This is a genomic window from Mycobacterium sp. IS-1264, from assembly GCF_001954195.1.
GTDB lineage: Bacteria > Actinomycetota > Actinomycetes > Mycobacteriales > Mycobacteriaceae > Mycobacterium.
In genome coordinates, this window is sequence record NZ_MBES01000021.1 from 118,718 (window position 1) to 135,612 (window position 16,895).

At 63.8% G+C, this 16,895-nt stretch carries 19 protein-coding genes; 12 read left to right on the plus strand and 7 right to left on the minus strand.

Annotation, left to right across the window (positions count from 1 at the left end; all coding sequences use genetic code 11):
- Positions 1-15 precede the first annotated feature (15 nt).
- From A5744_RS05405 to A5744_RS05430, 6 genes are read left to right on the plus strand one after another with little or no spacing between them, the layout of a single operon-like run.
- On the plus strand, positions 16-1,287 hold the full coding sequence (locus tag A5744_RS05405) for an MCE family protein (RefSeq protein ID WP_076059056.1): 1,272 nt from the start codon (positions 16-18) through the stop codon (positions 1,285-1,287).
- Complete coding sequence (locus tag A5744_RS05410) at positions 1,284-2,306, plus strand: MCE family protein (RefSeq protein ID WP_076059058.1); 1,023 nt, start codon at positions 1,284-1,286, stop codon at positions 2,304-2,306. Before A5744_RS05405 ends, A5744_RS05410 begins: the two co-directional genes overlap by 4 nt.
- Positions 2,306-3,424: an MCE family protein gene (locus A5744_RS05415; RefSeq protein WP_076059155.1), complete on the plus strand. Its 1,119-nt coding sequence runs from the start codon at positions 2,306-2,308 to the stop codon at positions 3,422-3,424. Before A5744_RS05410 ends, A5744_RS05415 begins: the two co-directional genes overlap by 1 nt.
- Positions 3,421-4,848, plus strand: coding sequence for an MCE family protein (locus tag A5744_RS05420; RefSeq protein WP_076059060.1), 1,428 nt, complete (start codon positions 3,421-3,423; stop codon positions 4,846-4,848). Before A5744_RS05415 ends, A5744_RS05420 begins: the two co-directional genes overlap by 4 nt.
- Positions 4,845-6,068 (plus strand): MCE family protein, encoded by a 1,224-nt coding sequence (locus A5744_RS05425; protein WP_076059061.1) that lies wholly within the window; start codon positions 4,845-4,847, stop codon positions 6,066-6,068. Before A5744_RS05420 ends, A5744_RS05425 begins: the two co-directional genes overlap by 4 nt.
- Complete coding sequence (locus tag A5744_RS05430) at positions 6,069-7,814, plus strand: MlaD family protein (protein WP_076059063.1); 1,746 nt, start codon at positions 6,069-6,071, stop codon at positions 7,812-7,814.
- Between the two features lie 16 nt (positions 7,815-7,830).
- Here A5744_RS05430 and A5744_RS05435 read toward each other — a convergent pair whose 3' ends face one another.
- The 3 genes from A5744_RS05435 to A5744_RS05445 all read right to left on the minus strand — a co-directional run bounded on the left by A5744_RS05435 (position 7,831) and on the right by A5744_RS05445 (position 9,843).
- The gene (locus A5744_RS05435; RefSeq protein ID WP_076059156.1) at positions 7,831-8,352 is read right to left on the minus strand and encodes a hypothetical protein; all 522 of its coding nucleotides are present in this window, start codon (positions 8,350-8,352) and stop codon (positions 7,831-7,833) included.
- 124 nt (positions 8,353-8,476) lie between these two features.
- Positions 8,477-9,097, minus strand: coding sequence for a hypothetical protein (locus A5744_RS05440; protein ID WP_076059065.1), 621 nt, complete (start codon positions 9,095-9,097; stop codon positions 8,477-8,479).
- Positions 9,094-9,843, minus strand: coding sequence for a hypothetical protein (locus A5744_RS05445; protein ID WP_076059158.1), 750 nt, complete (start codon positions 9,841-9,843; stop codon positions 9,094-9,096). The genes A5744_RS05440 and A5744_RS05445 overlap by 4 nt, the downstream gene beginning before the upstream one ends.
- A gap of 233 nt (positions 9,844-10,076) precedes the next feature.
- Between A5744_RS05445 and A5744_RS05450 the strand changes: the two genes are divergently transcribed.
- The gene (locus tag A5744_RS05450) at positions 10,077-10,478 is read left to right on the plus strand and encodes a hypothetical protein (protein ID WP_240562971.1); all 402 of its coding nucleotides are present in this window, start codon (positions 10,077-10,079) and stop codon (positions 10,476-10,478) included.
- A gap of 26 nt (positions 10,479-10,504) precedes the next feature.
- Here the strand turns inward: A5744_RS05450 and A5744_RS05455 are convergent, their stop codons facing one another.
- Complete coding sequence (locus A5744_RS05455) at positions 10,505-11,083, minus strand: TetR/AcrR family transcriptional regulator (protein WP_076059066.1); 579 nt, start codon at positions 11,081-11,083, stop codon at positions 10,505-10,507.
- A gap of 98 nt (positions 11,084-11,181) precedes the next feature.
- On the opposite strand from A5744_RS05455, the gene A5744_RS05460 reads away from it, so the two are divergent.
- Genes A5744_RS05460 through A5744_RS05475 form a run of 4 tightly spaced genes read left to right on the plus strand, consistent with a single transcriptional unit; the run spans position 11,182 to position 13,633 of the window.
- Complete coding sequence (locus A5744_RS05460; protein WP_076059068.1) at positions 11,182-11,961, plus strand: hypothetical protein; 780 nt, start codon at positions 11,182-11,184, stop codon at positions 11,959-11,961.
- Complete coding sequence (locus A5744_RS05465; protein ID WP_076059070.1) at positions 11,958-12,773, plus strand: hypothetical protein; 816 nt, start codon at positions 11,958-11,960, stop codon at positions 12,771-12,773. Before A5744_RS05460 ends, A5744_RS05465 begins: the two co-directional genes overlap by 4 nt.
- Entirely contained in the window at positions 12,770-13,348 is a 579-nt protein-coding gene (locus A5744_RS05470; protein ID WP_076059071.1) for a cytochrome c oxidase subunit 3 family protein, read from the plus strand. Before A5744_RS05465 ends, A5744_RS05470 begins: the two co-directional genes overlap by 4 nt.
- Positions 13,349-13,354: 6 nt before the next feature.
- Complete coding sequence (locus A5744_RS05475; RefSeq protein ID WP_076059162.1) at positions 13,355-13,633, plus strand: cytochrome C oxidase subunit IV family protein; 279 nt, start codon at positions 13,355-13,357, stop codon at positions 13,631-13,633.
- A gap of 3 nt (positions 13,634-13,636) precedes the next feature.
- On the opposite strand, the gene A5744_RS05480 is transcribed toward A5744_RS05475, so the two are convergent.
- On the minus strand, positions 13,637-14,929 hold the full coding sequence (locus tag A5744_RS05480) for a cytochrome P450 (protein ID WP_076059073.1): 1,293 nt from the start codon (positions 14,927-14,929) through the stop codon (positions 13,637-13,639).
- A 182-nt stretch (positions 14,930-15,111) separates the two neighbouring features.
- On the opposite strand from A5744_RS05480, the gene A5744_RS05485 reads away from it, so the two are divergent.
- Positions 15,112-15,813 carry a TetR/AcrR family transcriptional regulator gene (locus A5744_RS05485; RefSeq protein WP_076059075.1) on the plus strand — a complete coding sequence of 234 codons (702 nt, stop codon included), beginning with the start codon at positions 15,112-15,114 and terminating at the stop codon, positions 15,811-15,813.
- On the opposite strand, the gene A5744_RS05490 is transcribed toward A5744_RS05485, so the two are convergent.
- Both A5744_RS05490 and A5744_RS05495 read right to left on the minus strand, forming a co-directional pair.
- A complete protein-coding gene (locus A5744_RS05490) occupies positions 15,729-16,127 on the minus strand; it encodes a hypothetical protein (RefSeq protein WP_083663003.1) in 399 nt (132 codons plus the stop codon). The two genes, A5744_RS05485 and A5744_RS05490, sit on opposite strands and share 85 nt — an antisense overlap.
- A gap of 14 nt (positions 16,128-16,141) precedes the next feature.
- Positions 16,142-16,888: an enoyl-CoA hydratase/isomerase family protein gene (locus A5744_RS05495; RefSeq protein ID WP_076059079.1), complete on the minus strand. Its 747-nt coding sequence runs from the start codon at positions 16,886-16,888 to the stop codon at positions 16,142-16,144.
- Positions 16,889-16,895: the final 7 nt, after the last annotated feature.

Sequence of the window (16,895 nt, forward strand, 5' to 3'; positions counted from 1 at the left end):
GGAGGTGGGACGGCAGTGACGCAGAACGTGCCAGCGGGTCGCGGTTCAATCGGCGGCCGGCCCCCACGCACCGCCCATCTCGGGCCAACCCGTCGGGTCGGGCCGCGCAGCTACATGCCACCCCTGCTCGGGCTGCTGACCGTCGCGATCATCTGCGCGATTTTCGCCGTGGCGATAACGCTGTTTCAGGGCGGCTTCACCGAAACCGTTCCGGTGACCGTGATTTCGCAACGCGCCGGCCTCGTCATGAACCCGGACGCCAAGGTCAAGATGCGCGGCGTGCAGGTGGGCAAGGTCGCGTCGATCGACTCGCTGCCGGACGGCAAAGCGGCTATTCACTTGGCGATGAATCCGTCGGACTTGAAATACATTCCCGGCAACGTGCTCGTCAACATCACGTCATCGACGGTCTTCGGCGCGAAGTCCGTCGAGCTGGTGCCCCCCGACCAGCCCTCGGCGCTGCGGCTACACGCCGGCCAGACGCTGCAAGGCCAGCACGTCATGGTCGAAATCAACACCGTGTTCCAGCAACTGGTCTCGGTGCTGGCCCAGATCGATCCGCCGAAGCTCAACGAGAGTCTGGGCGCGCTGGCAAAAGCGTTCAGCGGGCGGGGCGCACAGCTTGGCCAATCGCTCTCCGACTTGGATTCGTTTCTGGCCAAATATGAGCCGAGCCTTCCAGCGTTGAGCCATGACCTCGCAGTGTTACCGGCGGTGTCCAACGCATATGCCGACGCGGCGCCGGACCTGGTGAAGACCGCAGCCAACGCGACGCGGATCAGCCAGACGATTGTCGATGAGCAGCGCAACCTGGATGCATTGCTGATCAGTGCGATTGGCTTGGCCGACATCGGAAATGACGTCTTGTCGACGAACCGCAAACCGCTCACCAGTGCGCTGCATCTTCTGGTGCCGACCACCGATCTGACCAACGAGTACCACGAGGCGCTCACCTGCGCTTTCGGCGGGCTCGCACGGGACTCGCACTTCCCGCCGTTGTCGGAACCGAGCATCAACATCTCGGCGAGTCTCACCTGGGGCGGCGAACGTTATCGGTATCCGACGAACCTGCCGAAGGTTGCGGCGACGGGCGGGCCGCAATGCATGGGCCTGCCGCAGCTCCCGTTCAACACCAATCCGAAGCAACTGATTGCCGATATCGGTGCCAACCCGGTGGGGTACGGAAACCCACAGGTGCTGATCAACTCCGACCTTCTCAAACAGCTGCTGTACGGGCCGATCGCCGGCCCCCCGCGCAACTCCGCAATGGTTGGAATGCCCGGATGAGAACGCGCGCCACGCTGATCAAGTTCGCGATCTTCGCCGTCGTGATGGCGATGCTGACCGCCTTCCTGTTCTTCATCTTCGGCCAGTACCGGACGGGTTCGACGACCGGGTATTCGGCGGTGTTCACCGACGTGTCGCGCCTCAAAACGGGACAGTCGGTGCGGGTCGCCGGGATCCGGGTGGGCACCGTCAACGGCGTTTCGCTGCGGCCGGACAAAAAAGTTGTGGTGAAGTTCGACGCCGACCGCAACATCGTCCTCACCGAGGGCACCAGGGCGGCGGTGCGTTACCTCAACCTGGTCGGCGATCGCTACCTCGAACTCGTCGATGGCCCGGGCTCGACCAGGCGGCTGCCGGCCGGCGGTCAGATTCCCCTCGACCGCACCGCGCCGGCGCTTGACCTTGATCTGCTGCTCGGGGGGCTGAAACCGGTGATCCAGGGCCTGAATGCGCAAGATGTCAACGCGCTCACCTCCGCGTTGTTGCAGGTCTTTCAGGGTGAGGGGGGGACTCTTGAGTCGCTGTTCGCCAAGACGACGTCGTTTTCGAACGCCTTGGCCGACAACGATCAAACCGTGCAGCAACTGATCGACAACCTCAACACCGTGGTGTCGTACATCGACAAGGAGGGCGGCAACTTTTCGGCCGCAATCGATCGCCTGCAGCGGCTTGTCAGTGGGCTCTCGGACGACCGCAACACCATTGGGTCCGCGATCGACGCGTTGGACAACGGAACGGCCTCGCTGGCGGATCTGCTGACGAACGCGCGGCCTCCGCTGTCCGGCACCATCGACCAACTGAGTCGGCTGGCGCCGATACTCGATAACGACAGGGACCGCCTCGACACCGCGATCGCTAAGGCCCCAAAGAACTACCGCAAACTGGTCCGACTAGGCGTAGCCGGCGCCACCATCCCGTACTACATCTGCATGTTAGAGCTGCGCGGCACCGATCTTAACGGCAAGACGGTGGTAGCTCCCTTGTTCAGGTCAGACGCTGGAAGGTGCACGGAACCCTGATGCTTAAGTATCGCGGAGCTGGGCTCATCAAGGCCGGATTCATCGGCGCGATCTTGATCGTGCTGGTGATCCTGGTGGGCCTGTCGCCCGACCGGTTCATCTCATGGGCGACGATGGTTCGCTACCAGGCGCTGTTTTCTGAAGCCGGCGGCCTCGCGGTGGGCAACGCCGTGACGGTGTCGGGGGTGAAAGTCGGCTCGGTGTCGAATATTTCGCTGCGCAACGGCGATGCGCTGGTGACGTTCGCGATGAAGGGCAACATCCTGCTCGGATCGGAAACCACCGCGCACATCCGCACCGACACGCTGCTGGGCGCCCGGATGCTGACACTGGAGTCTGCCGGCAGCAGCACGATGCATCCGATGGCGGTCATTCCGGTCTCGCGCACGTCCTCGCCGTACTCGCTGACGGAAGCGGTTAGCGACTTCACATCGAACACCGCCGAAACCAACACCGCGACGCTGAATCAGTCGTTGGACACGCTGTCGGCGACGCTCGACCAGATCGCACCCCAATTGGGGCCGGCCTTCGACGGACTCACCCGGTTATCCCGCACCCTCAACGGCCGCAACAAGTCCCTGGGCGAGCTATTCAAGAGTGCCGCCGACGTCAGCCGAATATTGTCCGACCGTAGCCAGCAGGTCAACAAGCTCATCCTGAACTCCGACGATCTGCTCCAAGTCCTGGTGGCGCGCCGACAGGAGATCGTGGACTTGCTGGCCAACACGTCGGCCGTCGCCAAGCAGCTGACGGGATTGGTGCACGACAACGAAAGCAAGCTGGCGCCGACGCTGGAGAGGCTGAATTCGGTGCTGGCGATGCTGGAAAAGAACCGCGACAACATCAGCAAAGCGCTGCCGGGTCTTGCTAAATTCGAGATCACGGTCGGTGAGGCAATCTCGAGCATGTACGCCTACTCAGCGTTCGTCCCGAACGTTACGACCCCGCAAATCTTCGGGGTATTCATGGAATACCTCTGGGGATTCCGCACCTTCGACACGGCTCGCGGTCCCGGCTACCCCTCGCCGGTACCTCGGACGCTGATTCCCTGGCCGTACAACGGTATTCCCGTGTGCCCTGGCTGCACGTTGGGCGGGCGGATCGGGGGATCGCAATGATCCGGCGCAACAGGCTGGCGGCCATCACGGCGGTCGTCCTGGTCGGGCTCATCGTCGCCGGCGCGGCCGTGCTCATTCGTAATACGTTCTTTGGCCCAAAGACGATCACCGCATATTTCACCACCGCCACCGCGATCTACCCCAATGACGAGGTGCGGGTCTCGGGTGTCAAAGTCGGCAACATCAAATCCATTCAGCCGCAGGGGACACAGGCCAAGATGGTCCTCAAGGTGGACCGCGACGTGCCCATCCCGGCGGACGCGAAAGCGATCGTCGTCGCCTCGAACCTGGTGGCCGCCCGCTACGTCCAGCTCTCACCGGCCTACCGGAACAGCGGCCCGGTCATGCGGGACGGCGCGGTGATACCGGTCGAACGCACCGCGGTGCCTGTCGAGTGGGACGAGGTCAAAACCCAATTGATGCGGCTGGCAACGGATTTGGGACCCAAGAGTGGGGTATCGGGCACGTCGGTGGGCCGGTTCATCGACAGCGCCGCCAATGCACTCGAGGGCAACGGCGACAAGCTGCGGCAAACACTCGGTCAATTGTCCGGGGTCGGCCGGATCCTCGCCAACGGCAGCGGCAACATCGTTGACATCATCAAAGGTCTGCAGACCTTCGTAACGGCGCTGCGCGACAGCAACATCCAGCTCGTGCAGTTCAACGACCGCCTGGCCACCCTCACCAGCGTGGTCGACGACAGCAAATCCGAGTTGGACGCGGCGCTGACCGATCTGTCGACGGCGGTCGGCGAGGTGCAGCGATTCATCGCCGGGACTCGCAATCAGACCAGCGAGCAGATCGCCCGGTTGGCCGATGTCACCCAGATTCTGGTCGATAAGCGAATGGCCCTGGAAAACATTCTGCACACCTCGCCGAACGCGCTCGGCAACTTCTTCAACGACTACAACGCCGACACCGGAACCATCGTGGGCGGGTTCGGGATCATGGATTTCGCGAACCCCACGTGGGCGGGTATTTTGCCTGTAGTGCCGGGGATTCCGGGTTGCACGCAAATCGGCGCCATCGAGAGCGTCACCTCCGTCGAAACCGGCAAGCTGTGCTCACTGTTCCTCGGTCCCGGGCTGCGGCTGCTCAACTTCAACAATCTGCCGATTCCCGTCAACATATTCCTGCAGAAGTCGATCGACCCTTCCAAGATCATCTACACCGAACAGCGCCTGGCCCCCGGCGGCGAGGGCCCGAAACCCGGACCACCCGAGATCCCGCCCGCGGTGTCGGCCTACACCGGCCTGCCGGGTGATCCCGTCGGACCGCCTGGGGCGGTGCCGCCGGCGCCGATACCGGGCGCCGCGATGCCGCTGCCGCCCCCGCCGTCGACACCGATGGAACCGCCGCCACCGCCGCCGGCGCCGGCGAGCGTGTCGGGCATGCTGCTGCCGGGTGAAGGGCCGCAGCAATGATCGCCCGGGTCGCGGCTCGGCGGGTGTTCGCTATCGGCTGTTGCGTGGTGTTGTCCGCGACGGGATGCGCATTCCACGGCCTGAATTCACTGCCACTGCCCGGCGCGGTCGGACGCGGGCCGGGTGCCAACATCTACCACGTCGAGATCCCGAATGTCGGTACGATGGAATCGAATTCGCCGGTGATGATCGACGATGTCGTGGTCGGCAGTGTCGGCACGATGAGGGTGCAAGGCTGGCACGCCGACGTCGAGATCTCGGTGAAGCGCGATGTCGTCGTTCCGGCCAACGTGGTGGCCAGCGTCGGTCAAACCAGCCTGCTGGGCTCGATGCATCTGGAGCTCAATACGCCGCTCGGCCAAACGGGTAGCGGAAGGCTGCAGCCGGGCGCAACCATCCCGCTGAGCCGGTCATCGGTCTATCCGTCGACAGAGCAGACGCTGTCGTCGCTGGGGGCGGTGGTCAACGGCGGGGGACTGGGGCAGATCGGGGAAATCGTCCACAATTTCTCCGCCGCCCTGTCCGGGCGTGAGGGCGCCGTGCGTGATCTGCTTACTCGCCTCGACACGTTCGTGGGGACCCTCGACCAACAGCGGGACAACATCGTGGACTCCATCCAGGCGCTGAACCGGCTTGCCGGCACCTTCGCCGGACAACGCGACGTCATAACCCAGGCGCTGCGCAAGGTACCGCCCGCGCTCGATGTGCTGATCAAGGAGCGGCCGCGCCTGACGACCGCCCTGGACAAGCTTCGCGTCTTCAGCAACACCGCCACCGGACTGATCAACGACACCCAGGCCGACCTGGTCACGAATCTCAAAAACTTGGAGCCGACCATCCGCGCGCTCGCCGACGTCGGGCCGGAGCTGGGCGCCGCGATCGCGGGGAGTTTCGTGTTCCCGTTCACCCAGAACTTCGTCGACCGAGCGGTTCGGGGCGACTACTTCAATCTGCATGTGCAGCTGGACCTGTCGATTCCGCGGCTCAAGCGCGGCCTGATGTTGGGGACCCACTGGGGCCAGCTGGACCAGCCGTTGGTACCGGCGCCCGGGGAGCCGTGGTACTTGAATTACACCCACGATCCGCTGAATGACCCCGTGCGGCCACCGTGGGTCGATCCCAATGCGCACCCGCTGCCCCCGCTACCGGGGCCTCCGCCGAGTGCGCCCCCGCTGCCCGGCCCTCAGCCTGGTTCGGCGTCGACGGGAGCGGGTGGATAGATGCTGTCGCGCTTCGTTCGGATCCAGCTGGCGATTTTTGCGATCGTCGGGGCCATTGGTGTGATCGCGATGGTCCTCTTCTACATCCAAGTGCCGACGCTCCTGGGCCTCGGCCGGATGACGGTGACGCTGGAGCTGCCGGCTACCGGCGGCCTGTACCGGTTTTCCAACGTGACCTACCGTGGAGTGCAAATCGGTAAGGTCACCTCGGTGGGTTTGACACCGACCGGCGCGAAAGCGACGCTGTCGCTCAACACTTCACCCAAGATCCCCGCGGACCTGACAGCGAAGGTGCTCAGTGTGTCCGCGGTGGGTGAACAGTACGTGGACCTGCAGCCCAAAACCGATTCGCCGCCCTACTTGCACGACGGCTCGGTAATCGCCGCGCGCGATACGACGATTCCGCAGCCGGTCGGGCCGATGCTCGATCAGGTCAACGCCTTGGTCGGCAGCATTCCGAAGACCAAACTCGGCCAATTGCTCGACGAGTCCTTCCAGGGATTCAACGGAACCGGATACGACCTGGGATCATTGTTCGACTCGGGGGCCACGATATCCCGCGACGCCAACGGCGTCGTCGATCGTACCCAGACCCTCACCGAAGACACTGGGCCGCTGCTGGATTCGCAAGCACGCACCACCGATTCGATCCGGACGTGGGCACGTAGCCTCGCCGGGATTACGGACGTCTTCGCAAACGATGATTCAAACGTTCGCACCATACTGCGAAACGGCCCCGAAGCCGCGAACGAAGCATCCCGGCTTCTCGAACAAATCAAGCCGACGCTGCCGGTGTTGCTTGCCAACCTGACCACCATCGGCCAGATCGGCGTGACCTACCATCCCTCGCTGGAGCAGCTGCTGGTGTTGCTGCCGAACGCGGTTGCCGTTGAGCAAGCCGCCGCCCCCGGAAACCATCCCGAGGGGACGGCCCAAGGCGACTTCGCACTCACGATCGACGATCCGCCGATTTGCACGGTTGGCTTCATCCCGCAAAGCCAATGGCGATCCCCGGACGACCTCTCCGACATCGACACACCGGATGGGTTGTATTGCAAACTCCCGCAGGATTCGCCGCTCTCGGTTCGCGGCGCCCGCAACTATCCGTGCATGGGTCACCCCGGCAAGCGCGCGCCTACCGTCGAAATCTGCAACAGCGACAAGCCGTTCATGCCGCTGGCGATGCGTCAGCACGTCCTCGGTCCCTCGCCGATCGATCCGAATCTGATCGCCCAGGGCATTCCGATCGATGATCGGGTTAACCCCAACGAAAGAACCTTCGGCCCGGTCGAGGGAACGCCACTGCCGCCGGGGGCGGTGCCGCGCGGCACGCCCGCGGGCCCGCGCGGAGAAAATCCGCCACCGGGCACGATTGGCGCAGCTGTTCCGCCGGTGCCGTCGTCGGGGCCGCCCCCGCTGGCACCCATGTCGAGAATGTCGGCTGACCTCGCGGCCATAGCGCCACTCGACGTCCCCGCGGCAGGTGAACTTCCAGCACCACCCGCCGCGCCGGCACCACCTGCGGCTCCCGATCCCGCGCCGGCGGACTCGACCGGCGACGGAGGCGCCCAGGCCGCGCCAAGCTCGTTCGGAGGCAACGTATCTAAGCCGGCGCCCTCGGTCGTGGTGGCAAAATACGATCCGCGTACGGGTCGTTATGTTGGTCCGGATGGGAAGCTGTACCAGCAGTCGGATCTCGCGACGTCGAAAGCGCCCAAGACGTGGCAGGACTTGCTTCCCACCTGAAGCTAAAAACCTTCGATCAGGCTAACTTGTCCAGGCGTAACGGCATCATGATGTCGAGCCACTTGTTTTGCCCGCAGGCACCACTCGGGCCGACCGTCTTGTCCTTGCCGGCCATGGTCGGCGACCCGAGTTGGTATTCACCGTTGACGTCCACCGGATAGAAATAGAAGGTCTGCTGCCCGGTGTACGCCCTACCGTCCTCGCACCGTTCCCAGTCCGGCACATCGCGTTTGATCTTCCACATCTGTCCATCATTCATATAAAGGGGCGCGCTCCATCCCTGGTCGCTTGTCACCGTGCCGTGGCATTCCTGAAACGTCACGCACGACGAGCTGATGGTCCATGTCTGGATGACCGTCGCCTCGCCGAAGTACTGATCATTGAGCTGGGCATAGTCGCCGATGGACGTGGCGCGGTACGTCCCGTTGATGGCCACTTCTTCCTTCGTCGTTGCCTGCGCAGTGGATGCCGTCGCCAAACCGCCGAATACGGTGGCAGCCACCAGCGTTGCGGCGGTGAGTGTTTCAACTGAACGCATCAGGTGCTCCTCGACGCGCAATATTTGGCCGACATTGTTTAGGCCGATTTCGGCTTTTCGTGAAATGAGATTAACACCGCTTCGGCCCCGACAAAATGCTGATTCGAAGCGAACATCGCAGCGCTCATCCGATGGGGTCGAAGTTCGCGATCAGCCAGGAACCGTTGACCTTCGTCAGCGTGACCAGGATGCTGCTGGTGGTCTTTACGGGTTCTGACTTCTTCTTGCTTGCGGTGGTCTGGTCGACGAACACCAGAACCACAGCCGAATCCGGATGCAAGTCCGAAATGGCGGCCCGAATCACCTTGGCGGTCGCCGTCAGTTGCCCCTGCTGCGCCCCCGCCGCGATCTCTTCGCTGAATTTTTTGTAGTAGCCCAAAAAGCCGCCGGTCAAATGCGATCTCGCCTTGGCGAAATCACGATCGAGACTCTCGTAGGAGTACGAAAGCAGCGCCACGGCGCCGTCCGAAGCCGCCTGGATGGCTCGGTGCGCCGCGGCATCGTCGATCTGCCGATCCGGACGGTACAGAATGAAGAACAAACTAGCGGCGGCTCCCACCGCGGCAACGACCAACGCTGTCGCGACTATTGAACGCCAACGCGCCAGGCACCGGCGGGTCCAGCGCCGGATCGCGGTCAGCCTGCTGACGCTGGCCGATCCTCCGTCTTCGGCGCGGGGCGGAGCCTCCGTGCTGTCAACCGCTGTTTCGCTGCTTTCCAGCGACGAGCCGTGCTCGACAGTCATTGCAGGTAGTCGACTTTCGACATCTTGAACTGACCGCCATCGCGGTTGAGGTTGACGCTCATCCGCCACAAGGCCGGTGGCGGTTTGACGTTATCCGGGCCAGTGGCATCGGATTTCGCCACCACAAGCACGACTCCCGAATTGTCGCTCATCGACTCCACCGCAACGGCTTCCACGGTCACCTTGCTGCCGACTTTCGAATCTTCCGCCTTCTTGACCATGAGGGCTGACATCGCGGACAGTTGGGTCTTGAGGTCGCCCGTAGAGGCGTCGATCATGCGCTGGACGTCGTCCCTGGCGTGGTTGGGGTCAATCGACATCAGGGCCGTGACCGCTTGCCGGGCTGCCGCAGTGAAGTCCGCGGCGACCTGCCGTTTGTGCGTGATGGCGTGGTGCTGCCACACCATGTAGCCGCTCGCGCCAAGGGAAGCGGAGGCGAGGACGACGCCGACGCCAACGGCTACTGTTTTCCGCCCTGGGCGGCGAAGCCACCGTGGCCTAGCGGGACGGCGCAGCAACCGTCGTCTCCACCGCGACAACTTCCCGGGGCGCCGCTCGACATCGTCGGGGTAGGCGTCATCGTCCGTAGTCTCGGCCGCCCGGCGCAGCCGTTCGAGGCGTGCCCGCGCCGCCTCCGCGCGCGCTTCCGCTTGGGCGACTTCGTCCTCTATGTCCGCTTGCGAGGGGGGCGCTTCGGCGCCCGAGTCGACCCCTGGGCGAGATTGTGGTTCGTCGGGATCGCTCATATCCCCCGGGTCATGCACGGAGAATGAGCTTATCACCCTGGACCGGGCGGACACCGCCGTCGTTGGAAGGGTGCCTCAGTGTCTCTTAACATGCGCAGATGCGGGTCCGTCAGGGAACTGCGGGTGTGCGGTCCCGAGGCGATCCGGGCGCCGATGGCTCGTTGTCTCAGAGGATCTTCTCCAACTAGGAGAATTTTCTTTCCAGTCCTTTTCGGGTGTGGCAAAGTAATGGGGTGCGATCGATCGTGGCGTTGTTTGCTGCGTTGCTCGGCGCCGGTCTGCTGGCGGCGCCGCCCGCCTCCGCGGGGCCGACGGTGTGCGATTATCCCGACTGCACTCCCGGCATCATGCCGCATCAGGTCCTCGGCGCGCCGTGTGACAACACCACCTACTACGCCTTCGGGACCGCGGACTATTACGTATCTTTCGCGTCCGAGCCTGGACGGCTGATGTTCTGCGGCTCGCCGAGAAGGTACCAGCCGCGATGGTTCCGGTCACCTCCGATGGCGGGAATCAAGGAGGAAGGCGCCGAGTGCCACCAGTACCTGAACTACGTCGCGCAGGCGCCGGATGGTCTGTTCCTGATCTGCATAGCGCATGACGGTGTGACGACGTGGGTTCGCGCCGACACTTAGCCGCAACGGATTCCGCGAACCACGCCCTACACCGCGTCGAAGAGACGATGAATTATGCGGAGCAATTGGGCCCGCAGCGTGTCGTCGTCGATGTCGGCCACCAGGGGTGACACCACCCCGACCGCGATGGCACCCGACAGCGCCGCCGCCGACACCCGCGCGTCCTCGGCGGAGTCGTTGACCAGCACACCGTAGAGCCGCTGAATGAATTGCTGGAAGGGTTCGTGCTCGGCCAGCAATCTCACGATGACGGGGTCGAACTGCAGGGTGCTCGCCGCGCCGCGACGTTCGATGGCGACGTCGATGACCCGGTCGAGCAGCAGCTCTCGTGCCTTGATCGGGTGGTCGTGCGCCTCCGCTGCTTCCAGGGCCTCCTCGAGACCCCCGAGTTCGCGCTCGGTGAGCGCGATGACGATCTGTTCCTTCGTTTTGAATTGGTGATACACCGCCGCCTTGGTGACTCCGATCTTGTCGGCGATCATCTGCAGCGAGGTTCCGCCGGCACCGTGCTCCGCGATCAACTGCAGCGCGGCATCCAGGATGCGCGTTTGCGCGGCGCTGCGCGTGATGAAACGAAACCCGCTCCTGGTCTGAGCCGTAACCACAACGAGAGCCTAGCCGATCGGCTATTGACCGGGAATAGCCGATCGGCTAGTTTCGCGACTAGCCGATCCCGCGAAACGGCCGGTGGAAGGAGTCGTTGATGTCCAACGTCGACGAGAACGAAGTTTGGAGAACGCCCCGAGTTGCGTTGCGGCGCATCGACGGCGAGCTGATCCTGCTCTGGACGTTGCCCGCGACCGTGATCATCTTCGTCGGCTGCTTTTTCCTGTTTCCGGGCTTCAATCCGCCGATGTCACCCAGCATGTCGGCCGATCAGGTGGCCGCGTTCTATCGCGATCCGGCCCGCCTGCCGCAGATCCGCTACAGCATGATCGTGTTCAACTGGTTCGGGGTGTGTCTCGTCCCGATTCTGACCCTCATCGTGATGCAGATCCGCAGGATGGCGCATCGCACGTCGATCTTCTCCTACGCGATGCTGGGCTGTGTTGCCGGCGGGCCCACCCTGTTCCTCGTCGCCAACGTCTGCTGGCTGCTGGCCGCCTTTCGCCCGGAGCGCAGTCCCGAGTTGACTCAGCTGCTCAACGATTTCGGCTGGATCACGTTCACCATCGTGGTCCCCTTTCTGATAGGGCAAAGCTTGATCCTCGCGGTGGCAATCTATTTCGACGATCAGCCGCGCCCGATATTCCCGCGGTGGGTGGCCCACTTCAACCTTTTGGTAGCCGCCGCGCTGATCCCCGCGGCCTTCGTGGGCGTGTCATTGACCGGCCCGCTCGCATGGGACGGGCTCCTGTCGTTCTGGGTGAAAAACGTTGCCATTGCGGTCTGGATCGTCGTGATGGGCGTCGTGTTGGGGCGGGCCGTCTATCGCGAGCGCGCTGAGTACCGGCAGCGCGACGAAGAACTGGTCACCGCATGAGCGTGGTGCTGACACCGCAGGCATCCGAGGCCATCCCGCCCGCGGGCCCCCTGCATCGCCGGATCGCCTGGCACCTGTTCCGCGGCCCCAAGCGCGAGCTGTGGCTGGCCTGGACGACGGTCGTCGTCTTTTACAACTTGTTTTTCCCGATGTTCTTCATCGTGGCGCAAGTCCAGCCCCCGCCGCAGCCGACCTGGGATCTCGCGACGCAGGTCCACTGGTTTCACGAACGGCACCTCGGGATACCGATCGGCTTTGGCATCATCTTCGCCGTCACGGGCATGACCGCGGTGAGCAATGCGCTCATCGCGTATTCGATGCGACGCATGTCGGTCAGCCGCGCGTTCGGGTACTCGTATCTGGTTATCTACTCGCTCAGCGCGATTCCCGGCATGCTGCTGCTTTGCATCGCGCTGATCGTCGCGACGATGCGGCCCGAGCGAGACCCCGAAGCGCTCGGCTGGCTCTACGATTTCGCCTTCCTCTCTTTCGACGGGACCATGGGAGTTTTCCTGATCGGCTCGCTGATCTGGATGCTCGCGATCCTGCTCGACCGAAATCGGGTGTTCCCCAAGTGGTTCGGCTATCTGAACCTGTGCAATGCGCTAACTGAGGTCGTCGTGGCACCGTGCTGGATCTTCCGGCGTGGCGTGCTGGCATGGAATGGGCAGATCGCTTGGTGGCTGGACATGGTCGTGTTCGGCGTCTACCAGGTCACCTTCATTGTCATGCTGTTTCGGATGATCCAGCGCGAGGACTTCGGCGACGGGCCGCTGCCCGACCCTGCGCGCAAAGGGGTGGCCGCGTCATGACCGAGCTTGCCGATAAGACCAAGAGCGCCAGGTTCGTGCCGGGACAGCCCGACATGTGGGCCTTCGTATTGTTCGAGACCCTAGTCTTCACAGGGTATTTCGGCTTTTACCTGTTCTATCGTGCCCGCAGCCCGGAGCTCTTCTTGCATTCCCAGGCGCACCTGGATCTGCGTATCGGGGTCTTCAACACCCTGGTGTTGCTGCTGAGCTCCTGGTCGGTGGCGCGCTGCGTGCAGTCGGCTCGTGCCGGCGCCTACCGAGCGGCGCTGCGCGACGTGTACATCACGGCCGCATTCGCCGGAATCTTCCTGTTTTTCAAGGTGTTCGAGTGGGCCCGGTTGGTCCACATGGGAAATGGCTTTGCGAGCAACGACTTCTTCACCTACTACTTCTTCCTCACCGGGATCCACTTCGTGCACCTGCTGATCGGCTTTGTCGTTCTGGGCGTCATCGTCTACCAACTTCGAGGTCCCGCGCGGCGGTTCCAGGAGCTGGTCGAAACGTGCGCGACCTATTGGCACACTGTCGACTTCCTCTGGGTGCTCATATTCGCGATGCTGTACGTGGTGAGGTGATCGGTGATCAAATTCAACAAGCGGCTTCTGATCGTTTGGCTGGTGCTGGCGTCGCTCACCTTGGGCTATCTCTGGATAGACCACGCCGATCGATCGAACGCCGCCAGCGCCGTCGTCACGTCAAGCGTGATCGTGATCGCAGTCGTCAAGGTGCGCATCATCTTTCGAGAATTCATGGAGGTTCGTCAGGCTCCGGTTTTGCTATGCCGCCTGACCGACGCCTGGGTCGTGCTCATCGCGGCAAGCATGCTCGCCTGCTACTTCATCGGCATGCAGGTCGGGTAATTCTCAGCCGACGGGCGCCACCGAATCGGCCGTCGTGAACGTCAGGTGCAATGCGCTCAGGCCGCGCAGGATATACGTCGGCTCGTAGGTGTAGCGGCGATCGGCGCTCGGCCCGTGGTGGTTTTCGTCAATCTCGATGTGGGACATGCGATCCAGGAGGCGCTCGATCGAGACACGGCCTTCCACTCGGGCCAGCGGTCCGCCGGGGCAGGAGTGCACGCCGCGCGCAAAGGCCATGTGCTCGCGGACGTTCTTGCGGCGGAGGTCGAACTCGTGCGGGTTTTCGAACCGGCGTGGGTCGCGATTGGCGGCGCCCGGCAGCACCATCACGACGGTGCCGGCGGGTATATCGACACCACCAATGCGGGTGGCCCTGCGGGCCAGCCGCGAGTCGCTCTTCACCGGGCTCTCCATGCGCAGCGATTCTTCGATGAACCCGGGAATCAGGCTGCGGTCGTCGCGCAGCTCTTGCTGTATGTCCGGCCGCTCGCCGAGCACGTGCAGCGCCGCACTGAGTAGCTTGGCGGTGGTTTCCTGGCCCGCGGCAAAGAGGAAGGTTGCCGAACGAACCACCTCGATGACCTCCGGCGTGGATCCGTCCGGATACTTCGCCGTCGCGAGCGAGGTCAGCACGTCCTTGCGTGGATTGCTACGGCGGTCCTCGATGTAGGAACAGAACTTGTCGTCGAGCCACTCCAGCGGGTTGATGCCGACCGACTCGTGATCCAGGGCCCCGACCCGGCCGGGTTTATCGGCACCCAGCACAGAGCGGAACTCCTTGTGATCCTCCTCGGGAACGCCGAGCAGATCCGCGATCACCAGCGTGGCGAACGGCTTGGAATATTCGCCGATGAATTCGCACTCACCGTTGTCCAGGAACTCGTCGAGCTGACGGTCGGCGAGGCGCCACATGAACTCCTCGTTGTGCTTCAACCGGCTCGGGGTCAGCAGCTTGCTCAGCACCGATCGGGCCCGGGTGTGATCCGGCGGATCCATGGTGACCATGTGCTCGAACATCGGAAAATAACTGCGGTGCTGGTCGATCTGCGGGCTGATGTCCTCACCCTCGGGCTCGAAGGGCAGCGGGGGAAACGGGCCGCCGAGCGCGACGATGTTCGAGAACGTCTCGGGGTCCTTGTAGACCTCGCAGGCTTCTTCGTATCCCGTGACGGCGACGACCCCGTGGTGGGGCAACCGCAGCACCGGATTTTGGCTGCGCAAGTAGTCGAAGTACGGGTGCGGATCGGGGACCAGTGACTGATCGGTGAAAAAGTCAATCGACTCGTAGTCGGTCATCGGATTGCGTCCCCCTGGGCTGGGTGTTCGGCGGCAAGCGGTGGCGCCGCCCGATTTCGGAATCGAAAATGTGCTGAGCACCTGCTTAGCATGGCGGTAATGTCAGGGTCAAGGTGACGACGCCGCGCCACGCTACGATCCGTGGGGTCGGCGCGGCAGCGCGAAGAGTGGGGAGCAGGGGCATGACATCGGCCCGCAGGATCGGGGCGCCGGACGCGAAGAACCGCGGCCTGCTGCTCGACGCGGCCGAGCAGCTGATGGTGGAGGAGGGGTACGCGGGGGTCACGTCGCGCCGGCTGGCGAGCAAGGCCGGGCTCAAACCGCAGCTGGTCCACTATTACTTCCGCACCATGGAGGAGTTGTTCCTCGAGGTCTTCCGGCGCCGCGCCGAGGAAGGCCTTCAAGTGCAGGCGAAAGCGCTGCAATCGCCCCAGCCGCTGTGGGCGCTGTGGAGGTTCGGCACCGATCCAGCGTTCACCCGGATTTCCATGGAATTCATGGCGCTGGCGAATCACCGTAAGGAGATGCGGGCCGAAATCGCTTACTACGCGGAGCGTTTCCGGGAGGAACAATGCCAGGCGGTGACGTCGGCGTTGCAGCGCTACGGGGTGTCCCGGGAGGATATGCCGCCGGTGGTGTGGACGGTGCTGATGACGAGCCTGTCGCGGTTTCTGGTGCTCGAGCAGGCGGTGGGAATTACCGGCGGTCACGCCGAAACCTTGGAGCTCGTCGAAAGTTACCTGCGCCGCCTGGAGGGCGAGCCGCAGCCGATCGAGGGTGTGCCGGCGAACTGGGTGGTTCACCAGTTCCGGATCGAACAGAGCACGCCCCGGGGCCCGTCCTTGGACACGACGACGGCCCCGTCCACCGACAGCTCGCAATGAAACTGCGGCGTGCCCGGCTCGGGGCCGGTGTTGACCACCACCATGGCCCAGTATTCGGGTTTCGCCTCGTTCAGTTCGAAGCTCCACGGATGGTCCGGTGCGATGTCGGTTTTGACGTTGGGCGTGAACCGGTAGGGGTCGTGGCTGTAGTCGGAGAAGATCGCCGGCTCTTGATCGATGTAATAGATGTTGGCGTAGATCGGGTTCTGGACGCTGATGGTGTACTTCACGTGATGCATGACCGGGTCGTCCGCGTGTGCGGGTCCGGCGCCCGTGAGTAAACCGGCCCCTGCCAATAGCACTGCGACCAACATTCTGCATGCGGTGGTCATGTCGTTCCTCCGGTGCCCGAGGGTGGGTTGCCGCTGCGCTTCATTACCCGCTCCGCGGCCCGCCAGTGTGCGTCGGCAACCCACAGCCGTGCAAAGGATGCTATCGCCTCGTCCGGCGAAACTCCGCTGATTACCCGCTTTATCTCGGTCGCGGGGTGACGAGCGAGCGACCTCGCGACCGATCGCCAACCCTCGTCGAACGACGGGCGGGGCAACACCAGATCCACCAGCCCGATCCGTTCGGCCTCGATCGCGGTGAGGGGGGTGCCGGTGCCGGCCAGAAGTAGCGCCCTGCCCTTCCCGACGAGCGCGGCCAGTCGCTCGGCGCCGCCCCAGGCCGGCATGATTTCCAGCTCCACCTGATTGAAGCCGATCTTGATGTCGTCGGCGGCCACCCGAATGTCGGCGGCGACAGCGACTTCGGCGCCACCGCCAAAGGCGTGCCCGTTGAGGGCGGCGATCACCGGAGCCGGGAAGCCGGCCAGTTGATCGCAGATCGACCGCATCCGCTTCGCCATCGCCGAGGCGTCTTCCTCGGTGCGCAATGCGCTGAGTTCCTTGAGGTCGCCGCCGGAGACGAAGGCCCGATCGCCGGCGCCCGTGATGACCAGGGCTCTGGCGCCGGCGGCCGCGTCGAGCGCCTTTTCCAGTTGGTCCATGGTGTCCAACGCGATCGCATTGCGCGCGTGCGGGCGATCGATGGTGAGCACGGCCAGCCCATCGTCGACCTCCAGGTCCACCATGCGTCGT